The organism is Pseudoalteromonas sp. KG3 (assembly GCF_030436385.1).
Taxonomy (GTDB): Bacteria; Pseudomonadota; Gammaproteobacteria; order Enterobacterales; family Alteromonadaceae; genus Pseudoalteromonas; species Pseudoalteromonas prydzensis.
This window is the reverse complement of sequence record NZ_CP098523.1, coordinates 2,768,947-2,794,389: the sequence shown is the minus strand read 5'-3', so window position 1 is coordinate 2,794,389 and position 25,443 is coordinate 2,768,947. Positions and strand designations below refer to the sequence as shown.

The window sequence follows — 25,443 nt, the reverse complement described above, 5'->3', positions numbered from 1 at the left end:
CCTTAAACGGAGTAATTATTCTGCATTTGCGCTAAATGTATGACCGAAAAATAACGCATTACTCAATAACCGACTCGTGCCGTACCAATAACCTCTGAATACAGGGTTATCTGTCATACCAATTACATTACCACGACCATACGAATGAGCGACTAAACCAGCCGCACCAGCAACTTGTTCAATATTTACGTCATCGGTAAAACCAGCTAGTAATGGCTTTTGCGTGTACTGCAAGACATTAACAAATGGTGCTGCTGACATCTCCAGTAACCAAGTACTATTTTTAAATACTGGCAAAGTATTACGCTGTAATGAAAAAGTAAGTGGGTGGGTTAAATCTACTTTAGTATTATATATCGCCCCAGCAATACGTTGGCGCCCTGCTAAGTGGTCTTTATCACCATAATGTAAGCCATCTGTCTTGAAGGCACTGGCTACATCTCGGCGTGATAAATAGGTAGTTTTTAATAGTTGTTGGTCAACTAAGAACTTAGCTCCGCCTTTATGCCCCCATATTACACCACCTTTACGCGCCCAGCTTTTAATGGCTATTTTGTCTGCATCAGAAAGCTTATTGTAATTTCCATGCGCTAAAACAATATGGCTGTAATCGCTAAGCTCTAAATTACCAAAACGTCCCATTTCAACAATCGTCGGTGACACGCCAACAAAACGATCAAGGTAATACCACACTTCGCCAACTTCATATTGACTAGTCCCTTGGCCGCCCACAAGCAACACTTTAGGTGCTTTAACGACCGCAAGAGTTCGTGATCCTAAATCGGCACCTTGTGAAGTCAAGCCCGAGGTAATTGGCGTGATGGCAATACCAAATTCATTTTGCGCATCATTTAATAATGTAACCCATTGTGGATTAGTTTGAATCCCTGCAGGAACAATAATGCTCCCTGCGGCAAATTCTTCAGTACTGGTAAGTGATTTAGCTGATAATGGACTTAAAGCGACACGCGCCTGCACGCCTTGTTGTAATAACTTATTAAGCATTTTTGGTGCTAAATAATTATCCCACTTAAAGCCAAACGCATACTGTGCCTCCAATGCTTGAAATTGAGCTTGCTCAGGCTGTTGCCATGCATCTTTGCTAACGTCCAAGCCCCAACCGCTTTTTATAGCTGCAAACTCTAAATTAAAAGCATGAGCTAAAGTCCAACCTGATACATCATAAAAAGTATTATCAACAAAGCGCTTTTGCTCACTGAAAATCGCTTTTACTAAACGAAATTGTGATTGTGCAAGTGGTACAAAATAGCTCCCCGCTGCAAAGCTTTGCCCATTTGCTTTTACTGCTTTATTGAGTGGGTATGCCTGAATTTGATGCTGCTTTAATAAATCTAAAAACAGCGTCATACGGGTAGTATCAGCACCACTTTGCACAACATAACCCTTATAATCTTCATCATTAGCAAGCTCTACAGCATTGTTATAAAAACTGGCTTGATAATCCAGTAACGCTTGACGGTTATCTATCGCCGCCTGAAATGTAGATAGGCTCGTAAGCAGCTGATTTTTAATTGTGAAAGGAAAAGTTAAAGTACCGTTTTGTGTTTCCTGTACATGACCCCGTGAACTGGCTTGCTCAAATAAAATGCCCACGCCACCGTTTACATCTGGGTAGGTAGAGCCTTTGCCATAGTAAAAGTCATCAAAGCTTTCTTCGGTAAAATACAATGCATTATGTTCATCTAATGTTTTTGCATGGTAGTTACCGATAGCCTTTGTAAGGCTAACATTTTCATCAGGGGTGATCGGGTGTTTGCGCGATGGAATACCTGGTTGAAAGAAAAAGGTGCTGTTAGGGCCCATTTCATGAAAATCAGTCAATATATTTGGCTTCCAGTGATGAAACTTAGCAATTCGTGCTCGCGACTCTGGATGCTGTAGCAGTAACCAATCACGATTTAAATCAAACCAGTAATGATTAGTGCGGCTACTTGGCCAGCTTTCAATATGCTCTCGCGTTTGTGGATCAGACGATAAGTTCATGCCGCGGTTGCTATTAGCCCAATTAGCAAAACGCGCTAAGCCATCGGGATTTAATGAAGGATCGAGTAAAATAACGGTATTATTTAATAGCGTATCTATTTCTTTACCTTGCGCAGCAGCTAAATAATACGCCACTAATAAGGCTGAATTACTACCCGATGACTCATTACCATGCACGCTGTAACCCATCCATACCACGGCAGGTTGATCTGTGTTTTTGGCTTTTTCTGAATCTGCTAAACGAGCTAAATGTGCTTGGCGGAGTTGCTCTACATTCCCCAACTTATCAGCTGCGGTGATAGTTAGCATAACAAGCGGGCGCTGTTCGTGAGTGCGACCAATCACTTCAAAGTTAATACGGTCACTCTTCTCTGCCAATATCTCCATATAGCGAACGAGTTGATCATGGCGGACATGCCACTGCCCAACTTCATAACCTAAAACCTGCTCTGGAGTAGGGATTGTTGGATCAAATTTCACATCATTATTGAAATAATAGGAAAGCGGTTGCGCTAAACAAGAAAAGCTCAGCAATAGTGTAAAGATTGTTATTATCAAACGCATATAAAACACTCAGTAAATGATCAATGTTTGCACGCTACCACTGCTTAAAATAGATGCCAAATTTTTACGCTCAACACTGGCGACAACGCGATGAGCGGAGTATGATAACCAGTATCCGAGTAATTTAGTCAAGTATAGTTGTTTTATGATTTCTATTTCCGAAACCGCACAATCGCATTTTGCAAAATTATTAGCTGACCAAGCTGAAAAAACAAATATTCGTGTATTTGTTGTTAACCCTGGCACATCACAAGCGGAATGTGGTGTTTCTTATTGCCCAGAAGATGCAGTAGAAGCCACTGACATTCGCCTTCCTTTTAACGGTTTTGATGCTGTTGTTGACGCTGAAAGCGCGCCATTTTTAGAAGAAGCTGAAATTGATTTCGTTACCGATAAAATGGGCACACAGTTAACACTTAAAGCCCCTAATGCAAAAGCCCGTAAAATCGGTGATGACGCAAGCCTTAACGAACGTATTCAGCACATGCTAGAAACAGAAGTTAATCCTCAACTTGCTAATCATGGTGGCCAAGTAAGCCTTGTAGAAGTAACCGCTGAAGGTATTGCGGTACTACAATTTGGCGGTGGCTGTAATGGTTGTTCAATGATCGACGTTACGCTAAAAGAAGGCATTGAAAAAGAAATGATTGCTAAGTTTGATGAGATCACCGGTGTTGCTGATATCACAGACCACAAAGCTGGCGATCATTCTTACTATTAATCGCCCATCATCATGTTAAAGCAGCTGATTTATCGCTTAGGCTCTGAACCTAAGCTCAGCTTAAAACGCTTTTTACGCGGCCTAGCACTGTTTGTGCTGGCCGTGATATTTATTGCTCTTGGGTATTACACCCACTTCAGCTTACAAATCATAGGCTTAGTAATTTTAGCTATCGCACTATTCTTCGCAGCCTGGGGTTACCTTGGTATTTTTGCTAATCGATTCTCACAGGTATTAGATAGACAAAGTTCCCGTACAGAAGAAGATCCTGATCTTTGGAAGTAGGTTCTAGGTTCTAGGTTCTAGGTTCTAGGTTCTAGGTTCTAGGTTCTAGGTTCTATCAAATGCTGACATAAAAGGGTTGCGGGAGCCAGAGTTTATGAAGAGCGAACCGACGACCTTCGGGTAATGAGTAACCCAACCGTGCATTCACTGAATTTTAGACATAAAAAAACACTCATTAAGAGTGTCGATTCATTATTACTTGATTTCAGTGGTTGCGGGAGCCAGAGTTTATGAAGAGCGAACCGACGACCTTCGGGTTATGAGTAGCATCAACAAGATATTCACTGAATTTTAGACATAAAAAAACACTCATTAAGAGTGTCGATTCATTATTACTTGATTTCAGTGGTTGCGGGAGCCGGATTTGAACCGACGACCTTCGGGTTATGAGCCCGACGAGCTACCAGGCTGCTCCATCCCGCGCCTGAAATATTAAGTGTTATTTTACTTCTTACTTGATTAAAGAAGTCAGCCAATCCCTAAAAAATTGGTTGCGGGAGCTGTGAAAGGTGAAGAGTGAACCGACGACCTTTATAAACTACCTACAGTAACCGCTTCTTTAAAAGAATTGGTTGCGGGAGCCGGATTTGAACCGACGACCTTCGGGTTATGAGCCCGACGAGCTACCAGGCTGCTCCATCCCGCGCCTGTATATTTTAAGTCTATCGACTAGTGATTTTTAACTCTCACCAAGAGTTTACAGTAACCGCTTCTTTAAAAGAATTGGTTGCGGGAGCCGGATTTGAACCGACGACCTTCGGGTTATGAGCCCGACGAGCTACCAGGCTGCTCCATCCCGCGCCTGTAATTTCTTATTCAACAATTTCGCGCTTTTTGCGAGCCTGTTTCGAAGAGAGCGCTATAGTATAGGAATCAAATTATAATGCAACAGTTAAACTGCTTAAAGCTGTTCAACCGCACAAAAAGCAAACAAACAGAGTGATTAAACGGCTCTTTGGTGCGGATTTATCATTTTTTGCCATTCCCAATCAGGGTGGCCCATTACTATGAAGTCAGGATTCTCTGTACTCTCACGTTGATTATAGGTTAACGGCTTAAACTCAGCATCAGTAATACAGCCCCCCGCTTCTTCAACAATTATTTGCGATGCTCCTGTATCCCACTCTCCAGTCGGCCCGATCCGTAAAAAACAATCCGCTTTACCTTCTGCGACAATGCAGGCTTTTAAAGAACATGAACCAACAGCAACCGTTGTAAATTGCATATTCAAGTACTGGCTTACCGCTTCAATTTTTTGTCGACGACTTACCGCTAAGGTTAAGTTATCTGGGGTGGCAACATTAATTTGCTGATCGTTACCATCAATACGTTTAAATGCACCATTTTGATAACTGGCAAAATAAGTAGTTTCTTTCGCAGGCCAATAAATCACACCAAGTACCGGACGATTATTTTCAATCAGGGCGATATTTACGGCAAAATCACCGCTTTCTAAAATAAACTCACCCGTGCCATCCATTGGATCGAGTAACCAGTAACGCTGCCAATTTTTCCTGTCTGCCAAAGCAGGGATCGGCGTCTCTTCCGACATGATAGGAATATCTGGCGCCAGTGCTTTTAATCCAGCAACCAGTACATCATTAGCGGCTAAATCAGCTTTAGTGACGGGTGTATGATCTGACTTTTCTTGCTCGCCAATATCATCTTTCTTGTAAATTGCCATTATTGCTGCTCCTGCGCTTTGCGCAAGCTCAATACATGGCTCAAGTAATTCAATCATTCGCAGCTCCCACTTCTAAATGCTTAGTTAATAATAGCAAAGCTGCAACGCTTCGTGCTTCGGTGAAGTCTGATTGTTGTAATAATGACTGCCAATCTGTTAATGGCCACTTAACAACCACTAAAGGCTCTGGCTCATCGCCAACTAATGTTTGTGGGTAAAGCTGTTGGGCAAATAGTATATGCATGGTGGCATTAAAGTAACTTGGCGCCATAGACACTGTCTTTAGTGACTTTAACTGCTCTGCGCCAAAGCCTACCTCTTCTTTTAGTTCTCGATTAGCTGCTTGCTCTGGGGTTTCGCCAGGGTCAATTAATCCTTTCGGAAAACCGAGTTGGTAGTCATTAGTGCCGGCACAATATTCACGCACCAGCAGCAGTTCATTTTCAGCCGTTAATGGTACAATCATTACAGCGCCTCGGCCACCGCCGCGAATGCGCTCATATTGACGCTGTTCGTCATTTGAAAATTTTAATTCAAGTGATTCCACCGTAAATAATCTACTCTTAGCAACGACTTCGGTGCTAAGGATCTGTGGTGGTGTTGGGTGCTTTTTCTGTGTCATTGGCATTAATTTGCTATCATGGCAGTTAGTTCAATAATAAACCCTATAAGATGAAATTCCTATGCTAAATTGGTCGAAAATCGATACAGTGCTATTAGATATGGATGGTACTTTACTCGATCTCCACTTTGATACTCACTTTTGGCTTACCGTGATCCCTGAACAACATGCCATTGTACAAAACATTAGCTTAGCGCAAGCTAAAGCAGATATTCTTAAACGTTATCAAGCGGTCAGCGGGCAAATTCAGTGGTATTGTTTAGATTACTGGGAACAACAACTTAACCTGCCAATCATGGAGCTAAAGCGTCAACACCAGCATTTGATCAAAGTACGTGAAGATGTGCCAGAGTTTTTGACCGCACTACGACAAGCTGGTAAAGAGTTAATCTTACTGACCAATGCACACCCTGAAAGTGTGATGCTTAAATTTGCACAAACCAACATCGATAATTATCTCGATGGCGTGATCTCAACGCATCAATATGGAGTTAGTAAAGAGCACCAACCATTATGGCAGCATGTACAAGCTGAGTTAGGTTTTAATAAACAACGAACGTTATTTGTTGATGATAGTTTAGCCGTGCTAAATGCAGCTAAAGAGTATGGGATAGGTCATTTATTGGCGGTTGCTAACCCTGATAGCAAACAACCGCACAATGAGCTCAGTGACTACCTAAACGTGACTGACTTTCGGACTCTGCTCCCTTAGTTTTTCGGGTAACGAGCCTCTAAGCCTTGGTAAACAAGCTTTGCGAAATCAGCATGCTCAGTATCAAGGCTTTTAACCACCTCAACTAAATGCTCGTTGTCTTCTTGACCATTCCAAACTTTGATGTAGCTACCGTCTTTATAACCATGATCTTGGCGGAAAAAGTTAAGCGTATTTTTACCAACATAACCACGATATAAGTCATCGATATCCATACCAATTTGCGCCATACAGCCAGCAAAAGCTGCTGCATTAAAGGTTTTATCTGCAACAGCTGATGCAGCTAGCGTTTCTAACGTTTGCTTGAAATCATCGGCTTGTTGCGGTGCACTTAACTGTGCTTCAAGCTGTTTAGCAAGCTCTAAGTAGCTTGTTTCACCATCAATACGTAGCGATAAACCAAAATGAAAAATATCAACGAGCTCTAAAATAACTTGTTCAGTATCTGGTGTTTGTTTTTTCCACCATTTCCAACCGTAATGATCAAGCATTTCTGCACATTCAACCCAAATAGCACGATACCATTCAAAGCCTTGGCTAAACCATTGCTCATGAACTTTGGTGTTCATCGCATTTTGCATTTCTAGCATCACCACTAGTTTATTTAAATTGGCAGACATATCTCTTCCAGTTACTATTTTAATTGCGGTAATAATACAGGGTAAGATGAAAGAAAAACACCTCCAAGTCGTTCTACTACTCTATGATTACAATAATTAACTAAAGATGAGTAAACACTATCATGTTAAAATCAATTCTATTAAGTTGTATATTTTTACTCACGTTTCATGTAAGTGCTAATACTTCATTGAATATCGCGCCTGCTGCTGAAAAAGCCAGTCCGTTAATGCCAGGTTTAACGATTCCAGCTTTAACACTCAAAGATCAAAATGGTAAGAATGTTGTTTTAGCGGAACGGTTTGCTGAAAAAACCACAGTGCTTATCGTATACCGTGGCGGTTGGTGCCCATATTGCTCGAAGCAATTAGCGAATGTGCAAAAAATTGAAGCTGAGCTAGCTGATTTAGGCGCGCAAATTATTGCAGTATCACCCGATAGTCCAGAAAAATTAGCTGAAACTAAAATTGATTCGCCTAATTATCAACTTTTATCAGACGATAGTTTAGTGTTAAGTCAGGCGCTAGGTTTAGCTTTTTATCTGGACGATAAAACAGCGACTATTTATCGCAATAAGCTCGGTGTGAATTTTGTGTCTCTTGATGGTAAGGCAAAAGTAGCCTTACCTGTGCCAGCCGTTTTTGTCATTGATCAAAAAGGCTTAGTGCATTTTCAATACGCGAACCCAAATTACAAAGTTCGCCTCACCGAAAACTTACTATTAGCGGCAGTAAAACCAGTTGCGGAGCAATAATATAACACTAGTAGAGAGCTGCGGCTCTCTACTTACCTTCCGGTGATAAATTCTTGCCATGAATTAATCAGATCAACAAAATCTTCAAAACCACAGCCGCTACTCAAACCGTTTTCTTCAAGCATCAATTCATCATCTTGATAAGCAAATAAATCTTCAGAATCTTGATGTAAGGCATGTGCTTCAAAGATGGCTTCATCTTTATTTAAAATCAAATCAATTTCTTGGCCTTGCAGTGTCAGCGCTTCAAAACTACTCGCAACTGAGGCGATTAAAGCCTGCACCATATTGATTTTATCTTTACCGATTTCTTCATTTAGCCAACGGCCAATAACAGCATGCTCACTGCTAATTTTAATACGTAAGCCACTTATTGGATCGCGTATAAATTGGTATTCCATAACTTTACCTAAATACAACTAATACCCAGAATTATACCCTAGGCGGTTGTGGATCACTAAAGCCAGATACAAAAATAGCGCTAAAAAGCGCTATTCTTTTCAAGTGATACAGCTACCGGTAACTTTTGAAACGAGCCGCATCGATGATTGCCCAAATATAGACAATAGGGAGTAAAACAAAACCTACCACTACGTAGATAAGTGCTCCACTAATAACCCAAGCTAAGAAAAAGAAAATAGCGGCCATTATACGCCCTTGAACTAACTGCCCAAGACCTGGAAAAAATATATTACAAATCGCCGCAATTACATTACCGCCTGAACCTTGCTCTGCCATGTTAACCTCAATTATTAATTTAATTTTCTTTTTAGATACTTACACACATCATGCCAATTATTTAAGTAATTAAAAATCAGTAGGTTACAATAAAAATATTTTTAATAGTTTTTACTAAATCGTGATTTTTACTAAATATCAGTCAAATTGGCTACAGCTAATAGCGCTCATTACAACAGCTTAGCTAAAAAACTCATTAAATAGAATAAAGAACATTTTAAAATTAACTGTTTATAAAAACAGTATTTTATTTAGCCTAACAAAAACACCTGTTATACTGCCCTTAATATTGATTGAAAAGGCGTGATGATGGACGTTTCTGAATTACTCGATGGCTTAAATGACAAACAACGGGATGCCGTAGCTGCTCCACTGCAAAATATGCTGGTGCTGGCTGGCGCAGGCTCAGGTAAAACTCGAGTACTTGTTCATCGCATCGCATGGCTTATGCAGGTAGAGCAAGCCTCTGCTTACAGTATTTTTGCAGTAACCTTTACCAATAAAGCCGCTAAAGAAATGCGCACCCGAGTTGAAGAAGCTCTTAAAGCGCCTGTCGGTGGTATGTGGATCGGTACCTTCCATGGTTTATCACACCGTATTTTACGCGCCCATCACCGTGAAGCTAATTTACCTGAAGCATTTCAGATTTTAGATTCAGACGATCAGCTACGCATGATCAAACGCTTATTAAAAGCCATGAATATTGATGACAAAAAATGGCCCGCAAAGCAGTTTGGTTGGTATATCAGCGCCAAGAAAGATGAAGGCCTGCGACCAAAAGATATTCAAGCTTATGATATCAATGAGCAAATGATGCTTAAGGTCTATACCGCTTATCAAGAAGCCTGTGACCGTGCTGGATTAGTTGATTTTGCCGAAATATTACTGCGTAGTTTTGAGGTTCTGAAAAACAATCCAACTTTACTACGTCACTACCAGCAACGTTTTGCCCATATGCTAGTAGACGAATTTCAAGATACCAACACCATTCAATATGCATGGCTTAAATTACTCGCTGGCGATACCAACAGCATTATGATTGTTGGTGATGATGACCAGAGTATTTACGGATGGCGCGGTGCAAAAATTGAAAACATTAAGCGCTTTTTAACCGACTTTGAAGCCGAAACAATTCGCCTCGAGCAAAACTATCGTTCTACCGCCACTATTCTAAAAGCGTCTAATGCGCTTATTCAAAATAACTCAGACCGGATGGGTAAAAGCCTCTGGACCGATGGCAATGATGGCGAGCCTATTTCTGTTTATGCCGCTTTTAACGAATTAGACGAAGCGCGCTTTGTCAGCAGCAAATTACGCAGCTGGCTCAATGCAGGTAATGCATTACAAGACGCAGCGATTTTATACCGTAGTAACGCGCAATCGCGGGTACTTGAAGAAGCCATGCTACAAGAAGGCTTAAAATACCGCATTTACGGCGGTATGCGCTTTTTCGAACGCCAAGAGATTAAAGACGCACTGGCGTATTTACGCCTTGTTGGCAATCGCCAAGACGATGCCGCTTTTGAGCGTGTTATTAACACCCCAGCCCGCGGTATTGGCGACAAAACCCTAAGCCATATTCGTGATTGTGCACGCAGTGAATCACTGCCGCTTTGGTACGCTGCAAAAGCCATTGTTGAGCAACAGCACCTATCAGGGCGTGCGGCTAGTGTTGTAACTAAGTTTGTTGAGCTGGTTGAGCACATTGAAGACAAAATTGGCGATCTCACGCTAGAAGAGCAAGCCAAATACGCGATTCAAACATCGGGCCTTATGGCAATGTATCAAGCTGAAAAAGGCGAAAAAGGCCGTGCTCGGGTAGAAAACTTAGAAGAGCTGATCAGCGCCTGTGGCCAATACGAACTCCCGGAAGATGAAGAGTTTAGCTCACCACTGCAAGGATTCTTGGCTTATACCTCCCTGGAGTCGGGTGATGGCCAAGCTGAAGAGCATGAAGATGCCGTGCAAATGATGACACTGCACTCAGCGAAAGGCCTAGAGTTCCCGCTGGTATTTATGGTTGGTGTTGAAGAAGGCATGTTCCCATCACAGCAAAGCAACGAAGAATCAGGCCGTTTAGAGGAAGAGCGACGTCTTTGCTATGTAGGTATGACTCGCGCAATGGAAAAACTCTACATCAGTCACGCTGAAAGCCGTCGTCTTTATGGTCAAGAAAAATACCACAGCCCATCACGCTTTTTACGAGAAATGCCTGAAGATTGCATTGAAGAAATTCGTATAAAAACCCAAGTATCGCGCCCGCCTGCAGCTGGCCGATTTAGCTCATCGGTGAGTCATGCAGCATTTGAAGAAAGTGGCTTTAACTTAGGGCAGCATGTATTACATGCTAAATTTGGTATGGGAACAGTTATTAATTACGAAGGCAGTGGCGCTCAATCTCGCGTACAAGTGAATTTTGATGACTCTGGTAGTAAGTGGTTAGTAACTGTTTATGCACGACTGCAAGCTATTTAGTCCGCAATTAGCATCTTTCCTCACGCAACTTGCCTATGCAAGACATAGGCAACTGCTATTAGTTACTGGCGAGCAAAATTGGTGTTACCAGCAAGCCAATCAGTTACTCCAACAACTGGCTCCCGTCCAATATAAGGTATTATCAGCCAGCCGTGAGCTCAAAAATAGTAGCTGGACTGAACATACTCATCAGATCCTCGGCCAAGAATTTCAACATGTTATTTATGATGGCTTTAGTGGCTTAGCCCCAGATAAACTCGCCGCTCTCAGCGGCACAGTGCAAGCTGGCGGGTTATTTATTTTATTATTACCAGAGCTGGCTGATTTACAGCATTGGTGCGATCCAGCCCTCGAGACCTTTCAATCATTTGCGCAACAACGCCAGCACAGTTACTTTAATCAACGTTTAGCGGGTTTACTCACCAATAACTCACTACTGCATTTTAGCCAAACAGAAGGTTGGCAACCACTTCCTAAAGTGAGCACAGAAGCTGGCGTACTTTCACTGACAGAGCAACAGTATTGTGTTGAGCAAATAATTAAAACCGCAACAGGAAGAGCAAACCGGCCATTATTGATCAGTGCTGATCGTGGCCGCGGAAAATCTGCGGCACTCGGCCTTGCAGCAGCAAAGCTTAGCGATAAAAACATTATTATCTGCTCACAGCAATTTACAGCTCTACATAGCTGCTTTAAACATTTTGCTGTTGCGCGAGGCTGCCATTATCAAGCACAACAAAAACAGTTCAGTAACTTACGCTACATTGCACCAGACCAGTTATTAAGTGAGCTGCCTCAGTGCGATGTACTACTGGTTGATGAAGCCGCGGCAATCCCGGTGCCCATGCTTATCAAAATGCTCGCTCATTACCCACGCATCGTATTTGCCAGCACTATGATTGGCTATGAAGGTAACGGTCGTGGTTATACTTTGCGTTTTAAACGCTATTTAGAACGGCACTATAAAAATATGCGTAGTGTTAATTTAGAACTACCCATTCGTTTTGCCCCAGCAGATCCACTCGAACAGCATATTTGTAAACTCTTAGCCCTAGATGCAGACTATACAAGCAGTGAGTTTAATAATGCGGCACTTCAGTTTAGCGAGCTGCAAGCAACGGAATTAGCCCACGATGAAGCGCTACTTCGCCAAGTCATGGGTTTATTGTCGTTAGCGCACTATCAAACTAGCGTGAATGATTTACGCCATCTACTGGATGCCACAGCACAGCGAATTTTTGTCTGCCAACAACGTGATACGCTTCTTGGGGTATGTTTAATTACTATTGAAGGCGGTTTAAGTGCAACAATAAGCGAGCAGATCACCAGTGGCCAACGCCGCCCGCAAGGCCATTTAATGGCGCAAACCTTAGCACAACTAACTGTTGAGCCAAAAATACTCACCTTAAGCTGCGCTCGTGTAGTCCGCATTGCTGTTGCGCCATCGCACCATAACAACAAGATTGGTTCAAAGCTACTTGCGCATTGCGAGCAACAATTAACTGCAAGCTGCCATTGGTTTGGTGCCAGTTTTGGTGCAAATGCCAGCTTACTAAAGTTTTGGCAAGCGGCGGGCTTTAATCTGGTCAAACTGGGGTTCAAACAAGATAAAGCAACCGCAGAACATGCGGCACTAGTACTAAAAAGTTTAAATCGAGACAATACCTTAAACGATCAACTAGAAAGCGAATTTCAGTCTGATTTTGCATTGCACCTGCTCGATCATTTTAACCAGCTAGATCAGCAATTGGTCGAGCAAATACTGACAGCCTTTATGCCATGCCATGTGGATCGCCACTTAGATAAACGATTAAAATCTTTATTAACAACAGACTATCAATTACACGCCATAAAACCTCTACTATGGCGGGCATATTGGTGCACACCTCGCAGCTTGTTAACTTGTGATGAAAATACCAAATGCATTTTTATTAGGCTAATATTACAAAACTGGTCACCTAAAAAGGCACAAATAGCGCTACAGATCAGCGGTAAAAAATCACTCGATAAACAATTTAAACAGGCTGTGACTAATTGGTATGAGCAATATTTACTTAAGAAATTACCTTAGCGTTGTTTTATTGTTGCTATTGTTTAACGACAACTGTGCCTATGCCGAAGATAAACAAGTTATAAAGCTAGGTATGTCTACCGCCTTAACAGGACCTGCTAAACAAATTGGTGAGCAACTTTACCAAGGTAGTAATGTCTATTTTAACAAGGTAAATAAAAGTGGCGGCATCAATGGAGTTCAAGTGCAGCTTATTGTTGCCGATGATGGTTACGAACCAAGACGAGCAGTTCGTAATACTCGTCACTTTATTTATAAAGACAAAGTCGATGCGCTATTTGGAGCGATGGGCACACCAACAAGTTTCGCGGTTTCTGCTCTGCTTGAAAAGTTACAAACTCCTTATTTAATGCCTTACAGCGGCGCCGAATTTTTGCATTACCAGCCAAAAATGAACGTGTTTAATCTACGCGCCAGCTATGAAGATGAAGCTGACGAACAAATAAAATACCTGGTCGAAGAAAAGAATCACAGTCGTATTGGATTGTTAATTCAAGCTGATGAGTTTGGCTTCGTAGTAGAATCAGGGCTAAGAAAGTCACTCGCTAAATTTAATCTAAAACCAGTCAAAGTCGCACGCTTTCAACGTAATAGCCATGATATTGCAAATGCTTTAAAAACACTTAAAGCCAGTGGCGTGACTGCCATTAGTTTAGTAGGTACTTATAAGCCATTATCAGAGTTTATAAATAACGCCTATGAGCAACAATTTACCCCTGAATATAGCAGCGTATCTTTTGCTTCAAGTTCAGACCTACTTGCTCTACTTAAATATCCCAGTGAAGTGATGGTCACCGAAGTCGTGCCAAACCCACATAAATGCAGCGCCTATTGGTGCCGTGAATTCTTAAAAGATATGGCACTGGCTAATATTAACAAACCAAATCGCATCCACTTTGAAGGCTACCTGAATGCGATGGTATTTACTACCGCGGCACAACGCTGTCCTCAACCACTGCGACATAATTGTTTGATGCAGCGCTTAAATATTATTTTCAGTGATGATAAACAAATAAACGCGTTATTCATCAATAAAACTGATAAAAATAAACATATCGTCTACCGCTCTGTGCTGTAACAAAATAACTGCGTTTTCTAAATAATGTTCTATTCTTAATCTATCAATCTAGGAGATGAGGGCTGTATGGATTTAATTAATTTTAGGGTAGGCCAAAAGACGATTTCATTAAAAATTCTCGACATCCTTTTAATACCAATACTATTTATTAAGTGATCAAATTTGTCCATGCTCTAAAGCACATATGCTTAACGTTAGTAATATTTGAACGAAACACATTCCACGCTCTACTTACTTGCTCCACAATGTCGTCATAATCTGAAAAAGTACGATTAGATAACTCTCTGTTTCGCATCCATGCCCATACTTGCTCAACCGGATTAAGTTCTGGTGAATAAGGAGGCAACGGTATCACCGACACATTTTTAATCCCTTCACCAACATTACCCATATGCCAGCTTGCGCGATCAACAATAACCACTGCGTGCCGTCCACATGGCGTAGCATCTGAAATGAGTTGTAAGTGTTGTTTCATTATATCCTTACTCAAATAAGGGGCTATAATCGCCTCTGTTTGCCCTGTTGCGGGGCATACTGCACCAAAAATATGAGTGGATAGAAATTGCTGTTGCTTCACAACACGTGGCCTAGTGCCTTTTTTAGCCCAAATTTTTGAGGTGGTATTTTGTTGCCCAAATCGCGCTTCATCTTGAAACCACACATCCACTCTATCAAGCGCCACGTGGCCTGGAATTGTGATGATCGTATTATAATGGAAATTTTTTAAAGTCTTTTTGTGCCTCAATTGACTGTTTAGGATGTTTAGAACGAGACGTTATCCATGAAAGATTAAGCTCACACATCAAACGGTAGACATTATTGAGTTTGTATTGGACACCAAATGTATCGTAAATGTATTTGCGTATATCTTCACCTATCAACCTCCCACCTTCTTCTTTCACTGCGTGCGCACAGATATAATCTTTAAGCTGGCACTTTTGTTTTAATGTTAAGCCACAAGGGCGACCTGATTGTTTTTTAATATCAAGCGCTTTAAGTCCATCGGATAAGTATGCAGTAACCCACTCATTGACCAGTCTACGGCTAACGCGTGTGGTTTTGGCGACAACAGTACGATTTTTTACTTCGAGAAAGAGGCGAATAACTTCATAACGCGTTTTTAATCGGGCATCTCTGGTATACGGGAAGTTAGGAATAGTAGACAAGCTAAACTCAATGATAATGACAAATGTATGGGTATTAGATCATAAAAAGAAGGTAATTAAAATAGATCATAAATTAAATATGTTTGGTATAACTGAACGCTTTGAAGATAATTTAACCTCATTACCAAACGACAATAAAAGCTTTATTGGTGTTAAAGGTTATATGGAAACCCCAACCCCGATCTTTGATTTAGGGATTATTCTTAATAAACAATCAACACAAGAAACCAATCAATCATTGGTCGAATTATTTAGCGAGTGGCAACAAAAGCAACAACAATGGTTTACTGCACTGGAAAACAGTATCAAACATAATCAACCGTTTAATCATAATACTGATGTTCAGCAATCAAATTTTGCAAAATGGTACAGTCATTTCAAAACTGAAAACGAAGATCTAAAAGCAATTATAGAGCGCTTTAAAACCCCGCATAACCGACTATACGCAAGAGCGAATAAATTAATTGAGTTGGTAAAACAAAACAACGAAAAACAAGCGCTAGTTGAACTGAGCATAGAGCGTAACAGCAACTACATGCAACTCATCAGATTGTTTGAATCAGCCAAAGAACAGATCTTACTCGATCATAAACCCATTATCATCTTCACCACAAAAGATGGCAGAACCCCTCATATAGGTTTACTCGTTGATAAAGTCGAAGATAACATCAGCTATAAAAAAGAAGATATCAAACCGTTAGACAAACTCACAGATGTCGGCTTTGATATTGATCCACAAACAAAGAATATGATGCGCGGCCTAATCAAACTGGAAAATAAACATAGCGTACTCATAGACCCAAGTGCGATTTTCAGACCACAGCACTTAATGCACCAACAGGCAGAAGAAACCGAAGAATATGGATTGTTTTAATTTGGAGCCTGGCGATGACGTAGTGCCCACAGCGGTAGAGAGCCACATACAAATGCAACACTCTCATCGCGCTGTTTCGTTTCAATACTGAGCTCGATATGCTAGGTGTGGTTTGCCGGACACTTACGTAATGACCGCCTAGCAACCTAGCGCCTAGGACCTAGAACCTTTCTTTTAAACAACAAAAAACCCGTCACATAGCTGTAACGGGTTTCTCTTATTTGGAGCCTGGCGATGTCCTACTTTCACATAACAAATGCTACACTATCATCGGCGCTGTTTCGTTTCACTACTGAGTTCGGCATGGGGTCAGGTGGGTCCAAAACGCTATTGTCACCAAGCAAATTTGGTATTAATTCGCTCTTTTGAGCCAATTAATTAAAATTTGGAAAATGGCTGATAATTGTTTTCTTACAACTTTAAGCTTCTCGCTTACAGCTGCCAGTAAATCTACTTTAGTTCTATTAACTTCTGCGCTTAAACTGTCACATAAAAATCTGTCTGGAACAGATTTTAACGCACGTAGTGCGGCTTTAGTAATTTACATGGACGTAAATTATAAAACGCGTTTGGCGTTGTATGGTTAAGCCTCACGGGTAATTAGTACAAGTTAGCTTAACATATCACTATGCTTCCACATCTTGCCTATCAACGTTGTAGTCTTCAACGGCCCTTCAGAGACTTTAAAAGTCTAGTGAGAACTCATCTCGAGGCCTGCTTCGCGCTTAGATGCTTTCAGCGCTTATCAGTTCCGAACGTAGCTACCGGGCAATGCCATTGGCATGACAACCCGAACACCAGCGGTTCGTTCACTCCGGTCCTCTCGTACTAGGAGCAACCCCTCTCAATTCTCAAACGCCCACGGCAGATAGGGACCGAACTGTCTCACGACGTTCTAAACCCAGCTCGCGTACCACTTTAAATGGCGAACAGCCATACCCTTGGGACCGACTTCAGCCCCAGGATGTGATGAGCCGACATCGAGGTGCCAAACACCGCCGTCGATATGAACTCTTGGGCGGTATCAGCCTGTTATCCCCGGAGTACCTTTTATCCGTTGAGCGATGGCCCTTCCATTCAGAACCACCGGATCACTATGACCTACTTTCGTACCTGCTCGACGTGTCTGTCTCGCAGTTAAGCTGGCTTCTACCATTACACTAACCGTACGATGTCCGACCGTACTTAGCCAACCTTCGTGCTCCTCCGTTACTCTTTGGGAGGAGACCGCCCCAGTCAAACTACCCACCAGGCACTGTCCGTAACCCCGATTCAGGGGCCAACGTTAGAACATCAAAACTACAAGGGTGGTATTTCAAGGACGACTCCACAAAAACTAGCGTCTCTGCTTCTTAGTCTCCCACCTATCCTACACATGTAGGTTCAATGTTCAGTGCCAAGCTGTAGTAAAGGTTCACGGGGTCTTTCCGTCTAGCCGCGGGTACACAGCATCTTCACTGCGATTTCAATTTCACTGAGTCTCGGGTGGAGACAGCGTGGCCATGGTTACACCATTCGTGCAGGTCGGAACTTACCCGACAAGGAATTTCGCTACCTTAGGACCGTTATAGTTACGGCCGCCGTTTACCGGGGCTTCGATCAAGAGCTTCGTCCGAAAACTAACCCCATCAATTAACCTTCCGGCACCGGGCAGGTGTCACACCGTATACGTCATCTTGCGATTTTGCACAGTGCTGTGTTTTTAATAAACAGTCCCAGCCACCTGGTCACTGCGGCTCCCGTCCGCTTAGAGAGCAAGTCTCATCACAGATAGGAGCGTACCTTCTCCCGAAGTTACGGTACGATTTTGCCTAGTTCCTTCACCCGAGTTCTCTCAAGCGCCTTAGTATTCTCTACCTGACCACCTGTGTCGGTTTGGGGTACGATTCGGTATAATCTGAAGCTTAGAGGCTTTTCCTGGAAGTATGGCATCAGCAACTTCATCACCTTAGTGACTCGTCTCGTGTCTCAGCCTAACAGCAACCCGGATTTACCTAAGTCGCTAGCCTACTCACTTTCACATGGACTACCAACGCCATGCTTGCTTAGCCTGCTCCGTCCCCCCATCGCAATTATACCAAGTACGGAAATATTAATCCGTTTCCCATCGACTACGCCTTTCGGCCTCGCCTTAGGGGTCGACTTACCCTACCCTGATTAACATGGGATAGGAACCCTTGGTCTTCCGGCGTGCGGGTTTTTCACCCGCATTATCGTTACTCATGTCAGCATTCGCACTTCTGATACGTCCAGCATACCTCCCGGTACACCTTCAACCGCTTACAGAACGCTCCCCTACCACTCATCCTAAGATGAATCCGCAGCTTCGGTGCATAGTTTAGCCCCGTTACATCTTCCGCGCAGACCGACTCGACCAGTGAGCTATTACGCTTTCTTTAAAGGATGGCTGCTTCTAAGCCAACCTCCTGGCTGTCTGGGCCTTTCCACATCGTTTCCCACTTAACTATGACTTTGGGACCTTAGCTGGCGGTCTGGGTTGTTTCCCTCTTCACGACGGACGTTAGCACCCGCCGTGTGTCTCCCGGATAGTACTTTACGGTATTCGGAGTTTGCAAAGGGTTGGTAAGTCGGGATGACCCCCTAGCCTTAACAGTGCTCTACCCCCGTAAGTATTCGTCCGAGGCTCTACCTAAATAGATTTCGGGGAGAACCAGCTATCTCCCGGTTTGATTAGCCTTTCACTCCTAGCCACAGGTCATCCCCTAACTTTTCAACGTTAGTGGGTTCGGTCCTCCAGTTGATGTTACTCAACCTTCAACCTGCCCATGGCTAGATCACCGGGTTTCGGGTCTATACCTTGCAACTATTCGCCCAGTTAAGACTCGGTTTCCCTACGGCTACCCTAATCGGTTAACCTCGCTACAAAATATAAGTCGCTGACCCATTATACAAAAGGTACGCAGTCACAGAACAAGTCTGCTCCTACTGCTTGTACGTACACGGTTTCAGGTTCTATTTCACTCCCCTCACAGGGGTTCTTTTCGCCTTTCCCTCACGGTACTGGTTCACTATCGGTCAGTTGGGAGTATTTAGCCTTAGATGATGGTCCACCTATATTCAGTCAAAGTTTCACGTGCTCCGACCTACTCGATTTCACTTAAAATGTCTTTTCATGTACGGGACTATCACCCTGTATCGTGGCACTTTCCAGAGCCTTCCATTAACACATAATAAGCTTAAGGGCTGTTCCGGTTTCGCTCGCCGCTACTTCCGGAATCTCGGTTGATTTCTTTTCCTACGGGTACTTAGATGTTTCAGTTCTCCGCGTTCGCCTCGTTAACCTATGTATTCAGTTAACGATACCTGCAAGCAGGTGGGTTTCCCCATTCGGAAATCCTAGTCTCAAGTGCTTTTTACTAGCTTGACTAGGCTTATCGCAAGTTAATACGTCCTTCATCGCCTCCAACTGCCAAGGCATCCACCGTGTACGCTTAGTCACTTAACCATACAACCCAAACGGGTCTTTGTTTTGTCACAGTTTAACTTCGCCAGAAGTTAATATTGAATACTAAAGTAGATACCAATCAATCAACTCCTAAGAGTTAACTAAATGGCACTGAATGATACTGCTATCATTCTTTTTTACTTTTGAAAACTCTGTACAAATACAAATGTATTCATACGAATTTTATTATCAGCTTTTCCAAATTTTTAAAGAGCAAGAGATTAAAAAACCTCTCAAAATTAAACACACTCTATTCTCAGGCTTTTTAAGGACCCGATAAAGAATATTTATTTTTAAGAAGTAAGTGGTGGAGCTAAGCAGGATCGAACTGCTGACCTCCTGCGTGCAAGGCAGGCGCTCTCCCAGCTGAGCTATAGCCCCACATATGCTGGTCTTATTGTTTGTATACCGACTTCTTTTTAAGACAAGGCGTAAGTTGAGGCCGTTTAGTTCACTAAACAACGAGGCTTACAACGCAATATTAAGAAGAAGTGGTGGGTCTGAGTAGATTTGAACTACCGACCTCACCCTTATCAGGGGTGCGCTCTAACCAACTGAGCTACAGACCCAAACAATAAGTGTTTGTTCTCTTTACAATAACAATCATCTGTGTGGACACTACGAACAAATAAGTTCTAAATCGTATAAGGAGGTGATCCAGCCCCAGGTTCCCCTAGGGCTACCTTGTTACGACTTCACCCCAGTCATGAATCACTCCGTGGTAAACGTCCTCCCGAGGGTTAGACTATCTACTTCTGGAGCAACCCACTCCCATGGTGTGACGGGCGGTGTGTACAAGGCCCGGGAACGTATTCACCGCGTCATTCTGATACGCGATTACTAGCGATTCCGACTTCATGGAGTCGAGTTGCAGACTCCAATCCGGACTACGACGCACTTTAAGTGATTCGCTTACTCTCGCGAGTTCGCAGCACTCTGTATGCGCCATTGTAGCACGTGTGTAGCCCTACACGTAAGGGCCATGATGACTTGACGTCGTCCCCACCTTCCTCCGGTTTATCACCGGCAGTCTCCTTAGAGTTCTCAGCATTACCTGCTAGCAACTAAGGATAGGGGTTGCGCTCGTTGCGGGACTTAACCCAACATCTCACAACACGAGCTGACGACAGCCATGCAGCACCTGTATCAGAGTTCCCGAAGGCACCAAACTATCTCTAGTAAGTTCTCTGTATGTCAAGTGTAGGTAAGGTTCTTCGCGTTGCATCGAATTAAACCACATGCTCCACCGCTTGTGCGGGCCCCCGTCAATTCATTTGAGTTTTAACCTTGCGGCCGTACTCCCCAGGCGGTCTACTTAATGCGTTAGCTTTGAAAAACAAGTCCGAGGACCCGAGCTTCTAGTAGACATCGTTTACGGCGTGGACTACCAGGGTATCTAATCCTGTTTGCTCCCCACGCTTTCGTACATGAGCGTCAGTGTTGACCCAGGTGGCTGCCTTCGCCATCGGTATTCCTTCAGATCTCTACGCATTTCACCGCTACACCTGAAATTCTACCACCCTCTATCACACTCTAGTTTGCCAGTTCGAAATGCAGTTCCCAGGTTGAGCCCGGGGCTTTCACATCTCGCTTAACAAACCGCCTGCGTACGCTTTACGCCCAGTAATTCCGATTAACGCTCGCACCCTCCGTATTACCGCGGCTGCTGGCACGGAGTTAGCCGGTGCTTCTTCTGTAAGTAACGTCACAGCTAAGCTCTATTAAAACTTAACCTTTCCTCCTTACTGAAAGTGCTTTACAACCCGAAGGCCTTCTTCACACACGCGGCATGGCTGCATCAGGCTTGCGCCCATTGTGCAATATTCCCCACTGCTGCCTCCCGTAGGAGTCTGGGCCGTGTCTCAGTCCCAGTGTGGCTGATCATCCTCTCAAACCAGCTAGGGATCGTCGCCTTGGTAAGCCATTACCTTACCAACTAGCTAATCCCACTTGGGCTAATCTTTTGGCGTGAGGCCCGAAGGTCCCCCACTTTGGTCCGTAGACATCATGCGGTATTAGCAGTCGTTTCCAACTGTTGTCCCCCACCAAAAGGCATATTCCCAAGCATTACTCACCCGTCCGCCGCTCGTCAGCAAAGGTGCAAGCACCTCTCTGTTACCGCTCGACTTGCATGTGTTAGGCCTGCCGCCAGCGTTCAATCTGAGCCATGATCAAACTCTTCAATTAAAAGTTTTTTGTCTTTCGACAGCTCAATGAATTCTGAATTTATTTAATATCTTTCGATATTGAATTGACTGTGCTGAATAATTATTAAAATAACTATTCTGTTGGTCACTCAGTTTCTCTTTCGAGAAAACACATTGAGACTCTAAATTTTTTGCGTCATCTAGCGAACTAGAATCTGCTGTTAGAACTCAATCTGTACGAGTGCCCACACAGATGATTGCTTTATATTGTTAAAGAACGTTGCGACGTTGTCGCTAGGGATGCGTATAATACATCCTTATTTTTTCGAGTCAACACTTAATTTTAAATTTTCTTTCGATGGTTTAAAACTGAAGTTTTATTTAACTCTGTGAGTAGCTAGTGCCTCGCTAAGCGTTGCTGTTTGCCGTCTCAGTGGGGTCGCATTATAGGGAGATCCAAAAACAGATCAACTGTTTTTTTGATCTTTTTTGATTTTATTGACTGTTCGCACAAAATTACTACACAACGGTGTTTTTTAATACAATAAAAAGGCTATTACAGCCCTTTTATTATTTAACTATAAACTTCCAGCCCGCTTTTGCTTGCTGTTTACACTCTTGCTGGAGCTCACTTGCCATTAATGGATGTGATTTTAACCAATCATTTTCAAATATGAGTGTTAAAGCTTCATTATGAACAGTTAAGGTTAGTTTTGGTAATACGTCATCTTGGCGACGCATTGATAAGATCACAGCGATCCTAATCAAGCGTGTTAGATATTGTGTTAATTGTGCATGACAGCCTAAATGCTCAAATACATTCTTTTGCAGATCAGAACGGTGTGCGTTAGCGGCCGCTGCAATAATTTTATGCTCAGATTGTGAAAAACCTGGCATATCGGTATTTTCAAGAATATAGGCGGTGTGTTTTTGGTACTGCTTATATTCAATTAACAAACCAATTTCATGTAACTGTGCAATGGCTTTAAGTAAAGGCAAGCCATTATTATCGAGCAATAACCACTGCTCACTAACTTGGGCAGCAAGCTGGATGCTAAGCTCTGCAACTCGATTCGCTTGCTTTTGATCAACATGATAACGACTCATTAAGCCATCGACTGTACGCTTGCGAATATCGTGATTATGAAACTCAGGGATCATACTGTAGAGCACACCTTCACGAAGTGCCCCACCGGCTAAACCCATCTTATCAATCTCAAGTGCTTCAAATAGTGCAATTAGAATCGCTAACCCTGAAACAAAAACTAGACGGCGCTCTTCACTTAAGCCTGGTAGGTCTAATTCAGCAATTGTGTTGTAGGCTATTGACTGTTTTTTAATTTCATTAAGCTTATCTAGACTTAATGTGTCATCGAGTGATTGTGCGACCATAATTTCTTGAATCGCTTGCACAGTACCTGATGCACCTGATGCAATTTCCCAACCTGCCACTTTATAGCTTGGTGCGATATCGTCAATAACGACTCTTGCCGCTTTAATTGCAGCATTGAAGTTTGCTTCATTAAGCTTGCAATCTTTGAAGTAACGCTCAAGGAAAGTGACACAGCCAATATTGAGGCTTTTATAATGCAGTGCGTCAAAACCTTTACCAATTACCACTTCGGTACTGGCACCGCCAATATCAATAACCAATTGACGGCCACTACACGAGGAAGTGTGCGCTACGCCTTTATAGATGGTGCGTGCTTCTAGCTCACCACTAATAACATTAATTTTATGGGCGAGGATTTGTTCGGCTTTGATTTTAAATTCATCAGCATTGGTTGCTAAGCGCAAAGTAGCGGTGGCAACAATTGTGATGTTCTGTTTTGGAATATCTTGAAGGCGTTCAGCAAATAACGCGAGACATTCCCAGCCTCGTTCCATCGCTTGTTTGCTCAATAGGTTATCTTCATTTAGCCCTGCGGCTAATCTGACTTTACGTTTAACGCGGCCTATGGTTTGCAAGCCGCCAGCAATTGATTTAGCAATCAACATATGAAAACTGTTAGATCCTAAATCAATTACTGCATAAACATTTTTTTGCGGTTTAAGTTGCCCCACCGTTCAAAAACCTCTAGTTACTACTACGACTATAACGACGGTCGCAATTACGACCGTGCTTTTTGGTAACTATTGTTTGGTCTACGTCCGTTGTTATTACTACGACTACGTGGGCCTGTTGAATAATTACGTTTTCTTTGAATAGTAGGCTTAGTTACATCATCAAGCAATGCACTTTTATCATAATGCGATAAAGGAATACTGTGCTCTATGTATTCTTCAATTTCATGAAGATTATACGCATACTGCTCACATGCAAAACTAATTGCTTTACCTGATGCGCCTGCACGACCAGTACGGCCGATACGGTGAACATAATCTTCGCAATCATCTGGTAAATCGAAGTTAAATACATGACTTACTTCTGGAATGTGTAAACCACGTGCCGCAACATCGGTTGCCACCAAGAAGTCTAAATCTCCTTTAGTGAATTGCGCTAGAATTGATTGGCGCTTTTTCTGATTTACATCGCCGGTTAGCATACCAACACGATGACCATCCGCTTTTAACCATGCATAGACGGTTTCGCAGCTATGTTTAGTATTTGCGAATACAATTGCTTTCTCAGGCCATTCTTCTTCAATCAAGGTTAATAACAGCTTAACTTTATCTTCTTGCGAAGGATGGAATAACTCTTCTTCAATACGCTTACCAGTTTTTACATCTGGTTCAATTTGTACATGCTCTGGGTTTGTCATATGTTCAAACGCCAATTCTTGTACACGATACGATAGTGTCGCAGAGAATAATAAGTTAAGACGTTGCGATGTATCCGGCATGCGACGGAACATATAACGAATATCTTTAATAAAACCTAAATCAAACATACGATCGGCTTCATCAAGGACCACTACTTCGATTTCATTGAGGGTATAACACCCTTGTTTATATAAATCGATTAAGCGACCTGTGGTGCCAATTAAAATATCAACGCCTTTTTCTAACTGTGCACGTTGTTTTTCGTAATCTTCGCCACCATATACTAAACCTAAGTTAAGATTACAGTGTGGCGCTAAAATTTTTGCATCTTTGTGGATCTGAATCGCAAGCTCCCGAGTAGGGGCCATGATCAGGGCTCTTGGATGTTTACTAGGTGCTTTGCTAGATTGTAATAACCGATGGCACGTGGCGGTTAAAAACGCCAACGTTTTGCCTGTACCTGTTTGTGCTTGGCCCGCAATATCGCGGCCATCACAAATAAAAGGTAGGCATTTAGCTTGTATGGGTGTGCAATATTCAAACCCACTTTCGGTTAACCCGGCAACCACTTCCGGTGCAATAGCAAAGTCTGAAAACTTTTTATCGGTCAAATGTGTCTTAGTCATAGCGTTTAAGCATAACGTTTAAACTTGCAATAAGAAACAAGAGTGTTTAAATACGCATTAAATAATTCGCCTAAC

Annotated in this window: 18 protein-coding genes, 5 tRNA genes and 3 rRNA genes; 8 read left to right on the top strand and 18 right to left on the bottom strand. The window is 42.6% G+C overall.

Annotated elements, in window-relative coordinates; genetic code table 11:
• Window positions 1–15 precede the first annotated feature (15 nt).
• A complete protein-coding gene (locus tag NDQ71_RS13270) occupies window positions 16–2,568 on the bottom strand; it encodes a M14 metallopeptidase family protein (protein WP_192542486.1) in 2,553 nt (850 codons plus the stop codon).
• Between the two features lie 145 nt (window positions 2,569–2,713).
• Here NDQ71_RS13270 and nfuA point away from each other — a divergent pair, with 145 nt between their 5' ends.
• Both nfuA and NDQ71_RS13260 read left to right on the top strand, forming a co-directional pair.
• Window positions 2,714–3,289, top strand: coding sequence for a Fe-S biogenesis protein NfuA (gene nfuA, locus NDQ71_RS13265; RefSeq protein WP_064668520.1), 576 nt, complete (start codon window positions 2,714–2,716; stop codon window positions 3,287–3,289).
• Between the two features lie 12 nt (window positions 3,290–3,301).
• Window positions 3,302–3,574 carry a hypothetical protein gene (locus tag NDQ71_RS13260; RefSeq protein ID WP_192542487.1) on the top strand — a complete coding sequence of 91 codons (273 nt, stop codon included), beginning with the start codon at window positions 3,302–3,304 and terminating at the stop codon, window positions 3,572–3,574.
• Window positions 3,575–3,920: 346 nt separating this feature from the next.
• Here NDQ71_RS13260 and NDQ71_RS13255 read toward each other — a convergent pair.
• The 5 genes from NDQ71_RS13255 to nudE form a co-directional block, all read right to left on the bottom strand.
• Window positions 3,921–3,997: transfer RNA gene (locus NDQ71_RS13255), tRNA-Met, on the bottom strand.
• 146 nt (window positions 3,998–4,143) lie between these two features.
• Window positions 4,144–4,220, bottom strand: a tRNA-Met gene (locus NDQ71_RS13250).
• Between the two features lie 78 nt (window positions 4,221–4,298).
• Window positions 4,299–4,375: transfer RNA gene (locus tag NDQ71_RS13245), tRNA-Met, on the bottom strand.
• A gap of 142 nt (window positions 4,376–4,517) precedes the next feature.
• Window positions 4,518–5,315 carry a 3'(2'),5'-bisphosphate nucleotidase CysQ gene (cysQ, locus tag NDQ71_RS13240; RefSeq protein WP_192543003.1) on the bottom strand — a complete coding sequence of 266 codons (798 nt, stop codon included), beginning with the start codon at window positions 5,313–5,315 and terminating at the stop codon, window positions 4,518–4,520.
• Window positions 5,308–5,880: an ADP compounds hydrolase NudE gene (gene nudE / locus NDQ71_RS13235; protein WP_192543012.1), complete on the bottom strand. Its 573-nt coding sequence runs from the start codon at window positions 5,878–5,880 to the stop codon at window positions 5,308–5,310. The genes cysQ and nudE overlap by 8 nt, the downstream gene beginning before the upstream one ends.
• Window positions 5,881–5,941: 61 nt before the next feature.
• Here nudE and yrfG point away from each other — a divergent pair, with 61 nt between their 5' ends.
• The gene (gene yrfG, locus NDQ71_RS13230; protein WP_192543004.1) at window positions 5,942–6,592 is read left to right on the top strand and encodes a GMP/IMP nucleotidase; all 651 of its coding nucleotides are present in this window, start codon (window positions 5,942–5,944) and stop codon (window positions 6,590–6,592) included.
• Here the strand turns inward: yrfG and NDQ71_RS13225 are convergent.
• On the bottom strand, window positions 6,589–7,212 hold the full coding sequence (locus tag NDQ71_RS13225) for a dUTP diphosphatase (RefSeq protein WP_064668525.1): 624 nt from the start codon (window positions 7,210–7,212) through the stop codon (window positions 6,589–6,591). The two genes, yrfG and NDQ71_RS13225, sit on opposite strands and share 4 nt — an antisense overlap.
• Window positions 7,213–7,334: 122 nt before the next feature.
• Here NDQ71_RS13225 and NDQ71_RS13220 point away from each other — a divergent pair, with 122 nt between their 5' ends.
• The gene (locus NDQ71_RS13220) at window positions 7,335–7,964 is read left to right on the top strand and encodes a peroxiredoxin-like family protein (protein ID WP_192543005.1); all 630 of its coding nucleotides are present in this window, start codon (window positions 7,335–7,337) and stop codon (window positions 7,962–7,964) included.
• 32 nt (window positions 7,965–7,996) lie between these two features.
• Here the strand turns inward: NDQ71_RS13220 and NDQ71_RS13215 are convergent, their stop codons facing one another.
• Both NDQ71_RS13215 and NDQ71_RS13210 read right to left on the bottom strand, forming a co-directional pair.
• Window positions 7,997–8,365 carry a YacL family protein gene (locus tag NDQ71_RS13215; RefSeq protein ID WP_192543006.1) on the bottom strand — a complete coding sequence of 123 codons (369 nt, stop codon included), beginning with the start codon at window positions 8,363–8,365 and terminating at the stop codon, window positions 7,997–7,999.
• 112 nt (window positions 8,366–8,477) lie between these two features.
• On the bottom strand, window positions 8,478–8,702 hold the full coding sequence (locus NDQ71_RS13210; protein ID WP_064668528.1) for a hypothetical protein: 225 nt from the start codon (window positions 8,700–8,702) through the stop codon (window positions 8,478–8,480).
• A 309-nt stretch (window positions 8,703–9,011) separates the two neighbouring features.
• Here NDQ71_RS13210 and uvrD point away from each other — a divergent pair, with 309 nt between their 5' ends.
• From uvrD to NDQ71_RS13195, 3 genes are read left to right on the top strand one after another with little or no spacing between them, the layout of a single operon-like run.
• On the top strand, window positions 9,012–11,177 hold the full coding sequence (gene uvrD / locus NDQ71_RS13205; protein WP_192543007.1) for a DNA helicase II: 2,166 nt from the start codon (window positions 9,012–9,014) through the stop codon (window positions 11,175–11,177).
• Window positions 11,155–13,248 (top strand): GNAT family N-acetyltransferase, encoded by a 2,094-nt coding sequence (locus tag NDQ71_RS13200; RefSeq protein WP_192543008.1) that lies wholly within the window; start codon window positions 11,155–11,157, stop codon window positions 13,246–13,248. The genes uvrD and NDQ71_RS13200 overlap by 23 nt, the downstream gene beginning before the upstream one ends.
• Window positions 13,217–14,326, top strand: coding sequence for an ABC transporter substrate-binding protein (locus tag NDQ71_RS13195; RefSeq protein ID WP_192543009.1), 1,110 nt, complete (start codon window positions 13,217–13,219; stop codon window positions 14,324–14,326). The genes NDQ71_RS13200 and NDQ71_RS13195 overlap by 32 nt, the downstream gene beginning before the upstream one ends.
• Window positions 14,327–14,474: 148 nt before the next feature.
• On the opposite strand, the gene NDQ71_RS13190 is transcribed toward NDQ71_RS13195, so the two are convergent.
• On the bottom strand, window positions 14,475–15,008 hold the full coding sequence (locus NDQ71_RS13190; protein ID WP_301561659.1) for an IS630 family transposase: 534 nt from the start codon (window positions 15,006–15,008) through the stop codon (window positions 14,475–14,477).
• 25 nt (window positions 15,009–15,033) lie between these two features.
• Window positions 15,034–15,492 carry a winged helix-turn-helix domain-containing protein gene (locus tag NDQ71_RS13185; RefSeq protein ID WP_301561660.1) on the bottom strand — a complete coding sequence of 153 codons (459 nt, stop codon included), beginning with the start codon at window positions 15,490–15,492 and terminating at the stop codon, window positions 15,034–15,036.
• A gap of 10 nt (window positions 15,493–15,502) precedes the next feature.
• On the opposite strand from NDQ71_RS13185, the gene NDQ71_RS13180 reads away from it, so the two are divergent.
• A complete protein-coding gene (locus NDQ71_RS13180) occupies window positions 15,503–16,366 on the top strand; it encodes a chemotaxis protein (protein WP_301561722.1) in 864 nt (287 codons plus the stop codon).
• A 226-nt stretch (window positions 16,367–16,592) separates the two neighbouring features.
• On the opposite strand, the gene rrf is transcribed toward NDQ71_RS13180, so the two are convergent.
• From rrf to rhlB, 7 genes are all read right to left on the bottom strand, one after another.
• Window positions 16,593–16,707: ribosomal RNA gene (gene rrf, locus NDQ71_RS13175) — 5S ribosomal RNA — on the bottom strand.
• Between the two features lie 238 nt (window positions 16,708–16,945).
• Window positions 16,946–19,832 (bottom strand): 23S ribosomal RNA (locus tag NDQ71_RS13170).
• Window positions 19,833–20,137: 305 nt separating this feature from the next.
• Window positions 20,138–20,213 (bottom strand) — tRNA-Ala (locus NDQ71_RS13165).
• Between the two features lie 111 nt (window positions 20,214–20,324).
• Window positions 20,325–20,401, bottom strand: a tRNA-Ile gene (locus tag NDQ71_RS13160).
• A 76-nt stretch (window positions 20,402–20,477) separates the two neighbouring features.
• Window positions 20,478–22,019 (bottom strand): 16S ribosomal RNA (locus NDQ71_RS13155).
• Together the 16S, 23S and 5S rRNA genes with 2 tRNA genes alongside form the textbook arrangement of a ribosomal RNA operon.
• A gap of 530 nt (window positions 22,020–22,549) precedes the next feature.
• Window positions 22,550–24,043, bottom strand: coding sequence for a guanosine-5'-triphosphate,3'-diphosphate diphosphatase (gppA, locus tag NDQ71_RS13150; protein WP_064666868.1), 1,494 nt, complete (start codon window positions 24,041–24,043; stop codon window positions 22,550–22,552).
• A 47-nt stretch (window positions 24,044–24,090) separates the two neighbouring features.
• Complete coding sequence (rhlB, locus tag NDQ71_RS13145) at window positions 24,091–25,368, bottom strand: ATP-dependent RNA helicase RhlB (RefSeq protein WP_064666867.1); 1,278 nt, start codon at window positions 25,366–25,368, stop codon at window positions 24,091–24,093.
• Between the last annotated feature and the right edge of the window lie 75 nt (window positions 25,369–25,443).